We start from the raw sequence: 12,358 nt of genomic DNA, 5'->3' as shown, positions 1-12,358 counted from the left end.
CTCGGGTTACGAGGCCGACGAAGGAGGAACCGTGACCCGCATCCGATCCCGTGCCGCAGTCATCGACCAGGCCTGCGCGGCCGCGGTCGACCTGGCCCGTTCCGTGGTCGAGGAGAACGTCAGGCCGGACGAGATCGGCGAGCACCTCGGCATGGAGGCGGAGAGCGAGCGGGTCGTCACCCACTACTTCGCCTGCCTCGACCGCGCCTACCGCGGCTGGCGCTGGGCCGTCACCGTGACCCGGGCCTCGCGCGCGCGCAATGTGACGGTCAGCGAGGTCGTGCTGCTGCCCGGCACCGGCGCTCTCCTGGCGCCCGCGTGGGTGCCGTGGAGCGAGCGGCTGCGCCCCGGCGACCTCGGCGTGGGCGACCTGCTGCCCACCGACGAGGACGACGACCGTCTCGCGCCGGGCTTCACCGAGACCGACGACGACGTCGACCGCCAGATGATCTTCGAGTACGGCCTCGGCCGGGCCCGCGTGCTGTCCCCGATCGGCCGCGACCGCGCCGTGCGGCGCTGGCACGCCGGCGACTCCGGGCCGCACACCCCCATCGCGCACGCCGCCCCGGCCCAGTGCTCCACCTGCGGCTTCTACTGGCCGCTGGCCGGGTCGCTGCGCACCGGCTTCGGCGTCTGCGCCAACGAGTACGCCCCCGACGACGGCCGCGTGGTCGCCGCCGACCACGGGTGCGGCGCGCACTCCGAGGCCGCCGTGGTGCCGCACCAGGCCGAGCCGAGCGCCCCGATCCTCGACGACCACGTCTACGACCTGGAGGAGCCCTCCCAGGCCGAGCTGTCCGGCTCGGTGGACGAGGCCTCCTCGGACGAGCCGCTGGGCCACTCCTGAATCGCGGGCGCCCGGCCCGCCAGCGCCGGGCGCGCCGCGGGATCGCCGTCCCGGCCGCCCCGGGGCCGGGCCGTCGCCAGAACGCCCTGGATCGGCGGCCGCGTGCCGCCGCCCCCGGATTCCGACGTTTGGACTCATCGCTGTGACTGACACCTTCGGCACCGATCGGCTGCGCTCCGCCGTGCTCGCGGCCTGGACCGCCTCGCCCGCGCGTTTCCGCGAGGACGCCAACGCGGAGGAGGACTTCGCGCTCGGCGGCTACCGCGACCGGCTGATCGTCGAGCTGGCGCAGAACGCCGCCGACGCCGCCCTGCGCGCCGGGGTGCCCGGCCGGCTGCGGCTGTCGCTGCGCGAGGGCGTGCTGTCGGCCGCCAACACCGGCGCGCCGATCGACGCCGCCGGGATCGAGAGCCTGTCCACGCTGCGCGCCTCCGCCAAGCGCGACGAGACCGCGGCGACGGGCCGGTTCGGGGTCGGCTTCGCGGCCGTGGTCTCGGTCTGCGACGAGCCGGTGATCGGCTCGCTCGGCTCCGGGGTGGTCCGCTGGTCCCGCGAGCAGACCGCCACACTGGTCGCCGCGGAGCCCGCACTGGCCCGTGAGCTGGCCGAGCGCGGCGGCCACGTGCCCCTGCTGCGCCTGCCGTTCCCGGGCGGGCCGGTGGAGATCCCGCAGGGCTTCGACACGCTCGTACGGCTCCCGCTCCGCGACGGGGCCGCGGTGGAGGCCGTACGGACGATGCTCCGCGAGGCCGGTCCCGCGCTGGTGATCGGCATGCCCGCCCTGGAGTCGATCGAGATCGACGTGGACGGCGAGACCAGGACCATCGTCCCCGACGGCTGGCACGTCGTCTCGGCCTCCGGCCGCTTCACCCCCGAGCAGGTCACCGACCTGTTCGCCGACCGCCCCACCGAAGAACGCACCCGCCCCCACTGGCAGATCCGCTGGGCCGTCCCCCTCTCCACCCAGCCCGCTTCCCCGGGCGGAGCCGGTCTTCTCGGCGCTGCCCGGCCCGCTTCCCCGGGCGGAGCGCGGGGCGGTTCCGAGGACGGGACGTGGAGCGGCGAGCCGGGGCCGCTGCCGGGGAACGTGCCGGCCGTCGTGCACGCGCCGACCCCCAGCGACGAGCCGCTCGACCTGCCCGCCCTGCTGATCGCCTCCTTCCCGCTGGCCACCGACCGGCGGCACGTGGCGACCGGGCCGCTGACCGGCTTCCTGGTCGAGCGCGCGGCCGAGCTGTACGTGGAACTGCTGTCCGGGCTGGCCCGCACCCCGAAGCTGCTCGACCTCGTCCCCGGCCTGATGGGCAGGGGCGAGCTCGACGCCGCGATCCGCCGGGCGATCCTGCGCCTGCTCCCCGGCGCCCCGCTCCTGCCCGCGCTCTCCCCGCCCGCCGACGCCGAGACCGCCGACGTCCAACCCGCCGCGGACGCGGACCTGGTCGTGGCGGGACGGCAGGCGTCCGTGGTGGCGGCCCCGGGCGGGCTGCTGGAGAAGGTCGCCCCCATGGTCCCCGGCCTGCTGCCCGCCGGATGGCCGTCCCGCCACCCCGCGATCGCCGCGCTCGGGGTGAAGCGGGTGGAGCTGGCCGACGTCGTCGACATGCTCGCCGGCGACCTCTCCGGCGGGCTTTCCGGCGGCTTCTCCGGCGGTGCGGACGAGAGCCGGGACCCCGCCTGGTGGCGCTCACTGTATGAGGTGCTGCCCGCCGACGACCCCGAGGCGCTCGGCGCGCTGCCGGTCCCGCTGGCCGACGGCCGCCTGGTCCGGGGGCCGCGCGGCACGCTCGTACTGACCGAGCGCGGCTCCCTCGACCTCGCCGTGCTCGCCCCGCTCGGGCTCCGCGTGGTCCACCCCGACGCCGCCCACCCGCTGCTGCTGCGCCTGGGCGCCGCCGAGGCGACCCCCCGGACCGTGCTGGAGGACCCGCTCACCCGGGCGGCCGTCTCCGAGTCGCTGGAGAGCGCCGACCCCGAGCCGGTGGCGCAGGCCGTACTGGCCCTGGTCGACGCCGCCGGGCTGACCGCGGGCGAGGCCCCGTGGCTGGCCGACCTGGCGCTGCGCGGCGCGGACGGCGAGCTCTATCCGGCGGGGGAGCTGCTCCTGGCCGAAGGCGTGCTGGCCGGGCTGCTGGACGAGGAGACCCACTTCGGCACGGCCGCGCCCGAGCTGGTGGAGCGGTACGGCTCGCGGGTGCTGGCGGCGACCGGGGTGCTCGACGGCTTCGCCGTGGTCAACGACGCCGACGTCATGATCGACCCGGACGAGTGCGACCACGACCTGGACCGCGAGGACGAGTGGCTGGAGCACGTGCTCGACCTGCTGCCCGAGCTGGACGTGCCCCCGGTGGCCAGGGAGTTCTCCGCCGTCCGCGACCTGGAGTACGTCGCCGACTGGCCCGCCGCCCTGGCCCTGCTCTCCCGCCCGCCGCTGCGCTCGGTCCTGCACCCGCTGCGCGTCCTGGCCGCGGGCGAGGTCGTGGAGGTGCCGTCCTACACCGCGTGGTGGCTGTCCACCCACCCCGTCCTCGGCGGGAAGCTCCCCACGGAGCTGCGCCTGCCGGCCGGTGACCCGCTGCTGTTCGGCCTGTACGGCGACGCCCCGGCCGCCGCCGACGAGGCCGCCCTGGCCATGATCGGCGTCCGGACCACGCTTCCCGAGCTGCTCGCCTCGCACGGAGGGCCCGACGAACTGCTCGACCTGCTGGCCGACCCCTCGATCGAGGTGGACCGGGCCCAGCTGCGCGCGCTGTGGGTGGCCCTGGCCTCCGTCGAGCCGGCCCGTGTCGCGCCCCCGCGCGCGGTCAGGGCCGTACTCGACGGCGAGATCGTGGTCGCCGACGTCGAGGACGGGAGCCTGCTGCCCGCGTCCGGGACGCCGGACTCCGGGACCGCGGCGGGCGAGCCGGTCGTGGTGGAGGCGCCCGACCTGCTGCCGCTGGTGGCCGACCGGCCGCTGATCCTGGCCCCCTTCGACCTCGCCGAGGCGCTGTCGGAGCTGCTCGACCTGCCGCTGGCCGGGGAGGAGGCGCCCGCCGGGGTGACGTCGGCCGGGGAGGTCCGCGAGGTCCCGCCCGCCGTACGATCCCTGCTGCCGACCGCGCCCGCCACCTATGTGGAGCACGAGAAGCTGCTCATGGACGGCGTCCCGGTCACCTGGCGCTTCGCCGAGGGCACGGTGCACGCCTCGGGGGTGGAGGGGCTGGCCCGGGGACTGGCGTGGGCGTCCGGGCAGTGGGGCGACCGGCTGGCGGTGGCCGCGCTGTTGCGCGACCCGGCCGCGGTGCCCCTGCTGCTCGCCGAGGCCGACCTCGACAGCTGGACCGCGTCGACCTCCTGACGCCCGGCCGGGGCGCCGGCCTTTTGAGGTTTCGGCTTCCCGGCAGGCCGGCTTTCTGGCAGGCCGGCTTTCTGGCAGGCCGGCTTTCTGGCAGGTCGGCCTGCCGGCACGGAGGCCGGCCGGGCCGACGGATCCGCCCGGGCCGCCGCGCCTGGCGCCACGCGGCGGTCCCGGCAGGCCGCTCACCCCGTGAGAGGCCGCTCCTGACCCTCGACCGCCCCGGAGCGGTCCGCCGTGGGGGGCGAGGGCATGTGGGGCGCGGGCGGGATCGCCGTGGCGGGCTCGACCGGCTCCTCGGCGGCGGGCAGCGGGCTCCTGCGGTCGCGCCGCCTGATGTACCACAGGCCGAACAGGCCGCCGCACAGGCCCGACACGCAGGTCCAGATCCACCAGCGGTGATCCGGACCGGGCTGCAGGACCAGGAGGACGACCAGAGCGACCACCCACAGGCCCATGCCGGCGAGGATCGTCGCCGTGTCGTTCGTCTTCAGCGGTTGCAGATCCCGGCGGGGTGGCTCGTTCACGTGCTCCAGCGTAGGCGACGAAGACTCACCATTCGCAAAACGGACGGTGTGAAGGCGCGAATCGGTTGCGATCCCATCACCATCGCGACCCGGGTCTTCCGGGTTGAGGGGCTCGCTGTCACTCTGCGTGCGTGAGTGACATGAAAACCCACCAAATAAGCACTCTTGACCGTTTCTTTCGCATCTCTGAGCGGGACTCGTCGGTGGGCCGCGAGGTCCGGGGAGGCTTCGCGACCTTCTTCACGATGGCCTACATCGTGGTGCTCAACCCCCTGATCATCGCGACCGTCCCCGACGTCGAGGGGCAGTTCATCGGGGACGGGAGCGCCCCCAACATCCCCCTGGTGGCCGCCGGGACCGCCTTCGTGGCGGGCGTGCTCAGCATCCTGATGGGCGTCATCGGCAAGGTCCCGTTCGCGATGGCGGCGGGGCTCGGCCTGAACGCCTTCGTCACCTTCGGCATCGCCTCCCAGATGTCGTGGGAGTCGGCCATGGGCCTGGTCTTCCTCGAAGGCGTCATCATCGCCCTGCTGGTGCTGACCGGCTTCCGCACGGCGGTGTTCAACGCGATCCCGGCCCAGCTCAAGACCGCGATCAGCGTCGGCATCGGCCTGTTCATCGCCCTGATCGGCTTCGTGGACGCCGGTTTCGTCCGCAAGGCCCCGGCCACGCCGCTGGAGCTGGGCATCGGCGGCAACCTGACCAGCTGGCCGATCTTCGTGTTCGTGGTCGGCCTGCTGCTGACCGCCGTACTGGTGGCCAGGAGGACCAAGGGCGCCATCCTGATCGGCATCGTCGCCACCACGATCCTCGCGATCGTCGTCGAGGCGGTGGCCCAGGTCGGCGGCTCCGGGACGCCCGACAAGCCCAACCCGGCCGGCTGGCGGCTCGTCACCCCCGAGATGCCCGAGACCATCTTCGGGTTCACCAACCCGCTGGTGCTGTTCCGGGAGTTCGACCCGTTCGGCGCGTTCGGCTCCGTCTCCGCCGTCGTCGCCCTGCTGCTCGTCTTCACCCTGCTGATCACCGACTTCTTCGACACCATGGGCACGGTCGTCGGCGTCGGCCGCCAGGCCGGCCTGGTCCAGGAGGACGGCACCCTTCCCCGAACCCGCGAGATCCTGCTCGTCGACTCGATCGGCGCGGCGGCCGGCGGCGCGGGCTCGGTCTCCTCCAACACGACCTACATCGAGTCGGCGGCGGGTGTCGGCGAGGGCGCGCGCACCGGCCTGGCCAGCGTGGTCACCGGCGTGCTGTTCCTGCTGGCCATCTTCATCTCGCCGCTGGTCGCGGTCGTCCCCTACGAGGCCGCCGCCCCGGCGCTGGTCATCGTGGGCTTCCTGATGATGACCTCGGTCCGCGACATCGACTTCACCGACTACGAGATCGCCATCCCGGCGTTCCTCACGATCGTGCTGATGCCCTTCAGCTACTCAATCGCCAACGGGATCGGCGCGGGCTTCGTCACCTACGTCCTGATCAAGCTGGTCAAGGGCAAGGCCCGTGAGGTCCACCCGCTGATGTGGGTGGTGGCGGCGCTGTTCGTCCTGTACTTCGCCCTCGGCCCCATCAAGGTCCTGCTGGGTCTGGCCTGATCACTGAAGGCCGTCATGGTGATCGCGGGTGATCGCCATGACGGCCTTTCGTTCTGTCCGGACGTTCAGAAGGACGGACGGGCGTCCCTCCGTCCGAGGGGACGCAGAACTGATTGATGATCCGCTGGTGGGGCCGCCCGTGGGGCGCGTCCGTGGCCGGCCGGGTGTCGCCCACCCGGGCTGCGCCGTACGACAGAGGAGCCTGTCCGCGACGTCAGGGCAGAGGCGTTCAGCCGCATGCGCGGCCGGGGTCCGTGCCGCTGAGGGGTGCGGCGCCGCCACTTTGATCCCTACAAGATCTTTTCTGTCTCGGCAAGCAGGCGTCCGATGTAGTCGCGGGCCCCGCCCGCCGTGGTCAGCGGTGCCGCCTGGCCCGCCCACAGGTTCACCAGATCGGCCAGGCCGCGGCGGCCCGCCTCCCGGCGAAGGCCCAGCAGCAGCGCGTTCTGCACAGGATAGGGCGGCACCTGCGTCTCGAAGGCCGCCATCTCCCGGACGAACCGGTTGGGGATCGCCCTGGCCAGGCGTCCGGAGAACAAACGGGTGAGCACCGTGACCCGGGCCTCGGGCGTGTGCAGGGCGGCCTTGTGCAACGGGCTCGCCCCCGACTCCCGGGTGGCCAGGAAACCGGTGCCGATCTGCACGCCGTGCGCACCGAGTGTGATCGCTGCGGCGACGCCGCGCCCGTCGGCGATCCCGCCCGCGGCGATGACCGGGACGGAGACGGCGTCGGCGATCTGCGGGACGAGGGAGAAAGTGCCGACCAGTGACTCGTCCACGGGCCGCAGAAAGGCGCCCCGGTGCCCGCCCGCGTCGCTGCCGGAGGCGACGATCGCGTCCAGTCCGGCCTGCTCCAGGGCGATCGCCTCGTCCACGGTCGTCGCGGTGCCGATCGTCGCGATGCCCTTGCGCCGGGCCTCGGCCAGGACCCGCGCGGGCGGGACGCCCATGACGAAGCTGAGCACCGGGGGAGCGGCCGCAAGCAGCGCATCCACCTGGTCGTCGAAGTCCTGGCCGGCCGGGTGGCCGGCCTCGGGCGCCGGCAGGCCGAGTTCCTCGAAGTAGGGCCGTAGGCGGTCGACGTCGGCCGGTGCCGCCCGCAGTTGCGCCTCGCCGGGGTGGGGGACCCAGAGATTGACCGCGAACGGCCGGCCGGTGGCCGCCTTGAGCGTGGTCACCAGATCGGTGAGCTCGTCGGGGGTGAGGATGTGCCCGCCGTAGGAGCCCAGGCCGCCCGCCTCGGACACGGCCGCGGCCAGGGCGACGGACGACAGGCCACCGCCGAAGGGGCCCTGCACGATCGGGTGGTCCAGGCCGAGCAACCGCTCCAGCCGGCCGCTGGACCATGCGGGAGTGCGCGCGCTCATCGGGCGGCCGCCCCGTCCAGGGCGCGGCGGCCGCAGGCGAAGCGGAGCGCGGTCTGGGCGACCCGGCGGCCCAGGTGCTCGGCCGTGCGCAGGTCGGCGGGGGAGGGGGCGCTCTCAGGGCCCGCGTCGGAAGGCGACTGCGCCATCGCGCCCAGGAAGCCACCGAGCCGGTTGAGGTCGTCCTCGCGACCGTCGGCGCTGTACAGCCAGCCCGGCGGCAGGCCCAGGGTCACCCAGGTCATGCCGTGCTGGGCGGCGAGCAGCGCCATGGAGGTGAGCGTGTTGAGCTTGTCGCCGTTGACCCCGGCAGAATTGGTGAAACCGGCGGCGATCTTGTCGCGCCAGCCCATGTCCGCCCAGACCTTGGCGCTGGCCTCGGCGAAGGCCTGGAAGGCGGCCGACTGGCTGCCCATGTAGGTCGGAGAGCCGAAGACGATGGCCTCGGCCCCGCCCAGCGCCTCCCAGAGCTCGTCGGTCAGGCGGGTCACGTCGTGCAGTTGCGCCCGTACGCCGGGAACGGAGCGCGCGCCGTCGGCGGCGGCCCGTGCCTGGCGCGCGGTGTGGCCGTAGCCGCTGTGATAGGCGACGGCGACAGTGATCGAGTCGGTCATGATGCCCTTTCCGGTTCGCAGGTGCGGATCGAGCTTATAGACGACCGGTCAACTATGTCCAGTTATAGTTGACCGACCGTATACTCCGGTCATGGGACGATCGAGCACCGCCCGCGAACGGCTTCTCGACGCCGCCTGCGAGCTCATGCTGAGCAGGGGGTACGGCAGCATCGGGGTCGCGGAGATCTGCGCGCGAGCCGAGGTGCGCAAGGGCAGCTTCTATCACTTCTTCGAGTCCAAGCAGGCCCTGACCATCGCCGTCGTCGACGCCCACTGGCAGGCGCAGCGATCGGCCTGGACCGCCATCCTGCACGAGCCGGCACCCGCGCTCGACCGGCTGGAGCGGCTCTTCCGCGAACAGGCCGAGGGGCAGCGCCGCACCAAGCTGACCGCAGGGGCGGTGCACGGCTGCCTGCTGGCCAACCTGGCGCTCGAACTGAGCCAGCAGGACAGCCCGGTTCAAGAACGCCTGCAGGAGATCTTCACCGAGCAGGTCGGCCTGGTCCAGGCCGCCCTCGACGACGCGGCGCGGGAGGGGGCCATCCCGCCGCCGCGGCCGGGCACGGCCCGCTCGCTGGTGGCGCAGCTGGAAGGGCTGGTCCTGTTCGCGAAGCTGAGCAACGATCCGGAGATCCTGAACGATCTCTGGGAGCAGGCCAGGCTCCTGCTGGGGGCGGCCGGCAGTCTCTCCCCCACCGCATAGATCCGCCCAATAGATCCGCCCAATAGATCCGCCCAGCGTCCGGCCCGGTCGGTGCCCGGCGCGACGTCCATGGTGGTTCAGGCGGTTTCGCCGCCGACGGGGAACTCCGTCCGGGGTCGGCGGCGGCCGGTGACGAGGGCTGTGGCGAGGCTTCCGGCGAACACGATCCAGCAGACCACGAGGGCCGCGGCGTGGATGCGCCGAGGGCCGCTGACATCGGGCCGTCCGGTGGCGGGGTCGGCTGTGAGGGGGCTCACCAGGCCGAGCGGATCCGCAAGGACGGTGATCGAGTCCGTCGGGTTCCCGTCCGCCCTGGCCGCCTCCAGCCGGGCGTCCACGAGATCGCTGCCCCTCATCCCGCCGCCGGCCACCGCCTCGCCGTCGAGCCGTACGAGCTCCAGGGTGCCCCTGCAGGTATAGGCACCGGCCTCGGCTGCTTGGCCGGTCACCTGGTTGCCGCATTCGCGGGTGGAGTCCGCGACGACGGCCTCGACCGGCCGGCCCAGCGCGGTCAGGTAGACGGCCTGCAGGGGCTGGGCTCCGCCGGCGAAGGTGACCAGACCGAGGACGAACTGCGCCGTCGCCGCGATGACGGCCCACCGCCTGCCGCCGCCCAGATGGAGCAGCAAGCCCAGCAGGACCGGAGCCGCCGGTACAGCGGCCATCCAGGCCAGGAGCATCAGGAGGGCGATGAACCCCTCGTCGTTCCTGACGAGGGACAGCGGTGCCACCAGGTCGCAGATGAGGCAGGCCAGGAACGTGATCAGATGTACCGGCTTCGGTCTCCAGCTCCCCATGCCCCGCCTTCCCATCGTCGATCATTTCGATGGTGCCATCGCGGAGCCGCCGGTGACCATGCCGGGCAGGGCGGATCCCCTCGATGGCGAGTACGGCGCGCGACCTCAGGCGTCCACGGCCTTGCGCATGCGGCGCAGGATCTCTTCGAGGATCGGTCCCGAGGTGGCGAAGTTCAGCCGGGCGAATCCCTCCCCGCCCGGGCCGAAGTCGGGGCCGTGGCTGAGCATGACCCCGGCCCTGTCGAGGAAGAACGCCGCCGGGTCGGGGCCGAGGCCGAGTTCGCGGCAGTCCAGCCAGGCCAGGTAGGTTCCTTCGGGGCTGTGGTGGCGGATCCCGGCGGGCAGCGCCTCGGCGACCAGGTCGCGATTGCGGGCGAGGGTCTGCCGGGCCTCGGCCAGCCAGCCGTCGCCATCCCGCCACGCGGCCAGGGCGGCCAGCACGCTGAGGGTGCTCACCTCGCCGAACAGCAGGGGCGGCTGGGCCCGCAGCGCCTCGCGTACGCGCGCGTCCCCGATGTGGGCGACGGAGCAGCGCAGTCCCGCCAGGTTGAAGGCCTTGCTGGCGGAGGTCAGCGTGACGGTACGGCCGGCCGCCTCCTCGCCCAGCGAGGCGAACGGGATGTGCCGGTTCGGCTCGTAGACCAGGTCGGAGTGGATCTCGTCGGAGATGACGAGGAGGTCGTGCCGGGCGGCGATCTCCGCGATCCCGCCGAGCTCGTCGCGGGTCAGGACCCGGCCGGTGGGATTGTGCGGGTTGACCAGCACCAGCGCCCGGCAGCCGTGGCGGGCCACATCGCCGGCCAGCCGGTCCGGGTCGAAGGACCAGCCGTCGCCGTCGTCGGTCATCGGGACGGGGACCAGCCGGCGGTCCATGTCCGTCAGGGTCTTCAGGAACGGCGGATAGGCGGGCGTGTGCATGGCCACGGCGTCCCCGGGCCGGGTCGCGACGTGCAGCACCACCTGCAGCGCCTGGATCAGTTCCGTGAACACCCGGACGTGCGAGGGATCGGGGCTGAAGCCGTACAGGCGCGTCATCCGCTCGGTGAAGGCGGCCCTGAGCGGGTTCGCCTCGGGCCGGTCGTCCCAGAGCGGGTAGCCCAGAGCGGTGTCGATCTCCCGGACGAGCGCCTCGCGCACCGGTGCCGCGACGTGGAAGTCCATGTCGGCGACCCAGGCGGGGAGCACCCCGGGTCCGGCGTCGGCCCACTTCACCATGGGCCGGCGCCGCAGCTCTTCGACGTCGAGGTTGTCGAACATGCGAGGGTCCTCCGTTGGCTGCGCGGTGACATCACCTTAGATCAGCGCTCGGGACGACCCGGGAGACGGCTAGCCGTTCATGACGATCCGGCCGATGTGGTCGAAGGTGCCGTAGTCCCCGGAGGAGACCCGGTTCTTGATCAAAGCGAACGCGGTCCCGGTGGCGGTGTCGGCGTAGGCGGCGGTCCCGCCGCTGCCGGACATGCCGAACAGGGTGGGGCCGCTGAGCTGCTCGGTGGCGCCGAGGGCGTACCCCAGGGCCCAGGTGGCGGGGAAGCCGGCGACCTCGTCCATGCCGGTGAACGCCGCCGCGGTGATCTCGCGGAGCCGTTCGGGGGAGACCAGCCGTACGCCGTCCACCTCGTCCATGAGCGCGGCGTACATCCGGGCCACCGCGCGGGCCGTCATGGTGCCGCCCGCCGGGATGTCGGAGGTCAGGACGTCCGGGCGGTTGCCGAAGGCGGCATCCGGCATCGCGGCCATCGGCGCCGCCGTGTAGCCGTCCACGACCCTGAAGAACGGGATGTCGGCGAACATCTCGGGGGACATCTCGGCGGGCATCCCGGGCGGAAGCGGCGCCTCCTCCAGGCGGGCCAGGCGGCCCAGCTCGGACTCGGGAACGCCGAAGAACAGCTCGTCGGCCACCCCCAGCGGCCCGGCCACCTCCTCCTTGAGCACCTGCGAGATCGGCTTGCCGGTGGCCCGCCGTACGACCTCGCCGACGATGTAACCGAACGACTGGGGGTGGTAGCCGGCCCTGGTCCCCGGCTCCCACCACGGCGTGGCGCCGGCGATCGCGGCGCACATCTTGTCCCAGTCGCACAGGTCCTCCGGCGTGGTCCCGACAGGCACCCCCGGCACCCCGAGCGTGTGGGTCAGGGCGTGGCGCAGGGTCGCGGAGCCCTTGCCGTGGGCGGCGAACTCCGGCCACAGCTCGGCGATCGGGGTGTCGTAGGACAGCGCGCCCCGCTCGACGAGCACGTGCACCACGGTGGCGGTGACGCCCTTGCCGGTCGAGGTGCTGTAGACGGGGGTTCCGGAGGTCATCGGCCGGCCGGCGGCGGTGTCGGCCACGCCCGCGACCACGTCGGCCACCTGCTCACCGCGCCGGTAGACGGCCACCTGCAGGCCCGTCTCCGCACCGGACTCCACCAGCCGGTCGGCGGCCTCCTGAACCTGCTTCTGCAGATCGATGTTCATGATCGGTCCCTTCGCGATGCGACATGTGACCGTTGAGACGGCGACCCGCCGGAAAAGGAATCGCTCCCGGGAAAGATTTCTCACGGCGCCGCCGACCGGCCCGCCGCGGGGCAGCCGGCG

At 73.2% G+C, this 12,358-nt stretch carries 10 protein-coding genes; 4 read left to right on the top strand and 6 right to left on the bottom strand.

What is annotated here, in order from left to right:
- The first annotated feature begins 31 nt into the window (after positions 1-31).
- Together Pta02_RS24215 and Pta02_RS24210 are read left to right on the top strand one after the other, a co-directional pair.
- A complete protein-coding gene (locus Pta02_RS24215; RefSeq protein WP_203877208.1) occupies positions 32-847 on the top strand; it encodes a DUF3027 domain-containing protein in 816 nt (271 codons plus the stop codon).
- Between the two features lie 142 nt (positions 848-989).
- On the top strand, positions 990-4,184 hold the full coding sequence (locus tag Pta02_RS24210; protein WP_203877207.1) for a sacsin N-terminal ATP-binding-like domain-containing protein: 3,195 nt from the start codon (positions 990-992) through the stop codon (positions 4,182-4,184).
- 182 nt (positions 4,185-4,366) lie between these two features.
- Here the strand turns inward: Pta02_RS24210 and Pta02_RS24205 are convergent, their stop codons facing one another.
- Positions 4,367-4,708, bottom strand: a complete 342-nt coding sequence (locus tag Pta02_RS24205) for a DUF2530 domain-containing protein (RefSeq protein WP_239131196.1) — start codon at positions 4,706-4,708, stop codon at positions 4,367-4,369.
- 140 nt (positions 4,709-4,848) lie between these two features.
- Between Pta02_RS24205 and Pta02_RS24200 the strand changes: the two genes are divergently transcribed.
- Positions 4,849-6,303: an NCS2 family permease gene (locus Pta02_RS24200; protein WP_203877232.1), complete on the top strand. Its 1,455-nt coding sequence runs from the start codon at positions 4,849-4,851 to the stop codon at positions 6,301-6,303.
- A 290-nt stretch (positions 6,304-6,593) separates the two neighbouring features.
- On the opposite strand, the gene Pta02_RS24195 is transcribed toward Pta02_RS24200, so the two are convergent.
- Both Pta02_RS24195 and Pta02_RS24190 read right to left on the bottom strand, forming a co-directional pair.
- A complete protein-coding gene (locus tag Pta02_RS24195; RefSeq protein ID WP_203877206.1) occupies positions 6,594-7,670 on the bottom strand; it encodes an NAD(P)H-dependent flavin oxidoreductase in 1,077 nt (358 codons plus the stop codon).
- The gene (locus Pta02_RS24190; RefSeq protein WP_203877205.1) at positions 7,667-8,281 is read right to left on the bottom strand and encodes a flavodoxin family protein; all 615 of its coding nucleotides are present in this window, start codon (positions 8,279-8,281) and stop codon (positions 7,667-7,669) included. Before Pta02_RS24190 ends, Pta02_RS24195 begins: the two co-directional genes overlap by 4 nt.
- Positions 8,282-8,372: 91 nt before the next feature.
- On the opposite strand from Pta02_RS24190, the gene Pta02_RS24185 reads away from it, so the two are divergent.
- Positions 8,373-8,984: a TetR/AcrR family transcriptional regulator gene (locus tag Pta02_RS24185; protein WP_203877204.1), complete on the top strand. Its 612-nt coding sequence runs from the start codon at positions 8,373-8,375 to the stop codon at positions 8,982-8,984.
- A 77-nt stretch (positions 8,985-9,061) separates the two neighbouring features.
- Here Pta02_RS24185 and Pta02_RS24180 read toward each other — a convergent pair whose 3' ends face one another.
- The 3 genes from Pta02_RS24180 to Pta02_RS24170 all read right to left on the bottom strand — a co-directional run bounded on the left by Pta02_RS24180 (position 9,062) and on the right by Pta02_RS24170 (position 12,238).
- Positions 9,062-9,781 carry a hypothetical protein gene (locus Pta02_RS24180; RefSeq protein ID WP_203877203.1) on the bottom strand — a complete coding sequence of 240 codons (720 nt, stop codon included), beginning with the start codon at positions 9,779-9,781 and terminating at the stop codon, positions 9,062-9,064.
- Positions 9,782-9,886: 105 nt separating this feature from the next.
- A complete protein-coding gene (locus Pta02_RS24175; RefSeq protein ID WP_239131194.1) occupies positions 9,887-11,038 on the bottom strand; it encodes a MalY/PatB family protein in 1,152 nt (383 codons plus the stop codon).
- Between the two features lie 69 nt (positions 11,039-11,107).
- On the bottom strand, positions 11,108-12,238 hold the full coding sequence (locus Pta02_RS24170; RefSeq protein ID WP_203877202.1) for a serine hydrolase domain-containing protein: 1,131 nt from the start codon (positions 12,236-12,238) through the stop codon (positions 11,108-11,110).
- Positions 12,239-12,358: the final 120 nt, after the last annotated feature.

This window comes from Paraplanobispora takensis (genome assembly GCF_016863195.1).
Classification (GTDB): domain Bacteria; phylum Actinomycetota; class Actinomycetes; order Streptosporangiales; family Streptosporangiaceae; genus Planobispora; species Planobispora takensis.
This window is presented reverse-complemented; position numbering and strand designations above follow the sequence as displayed.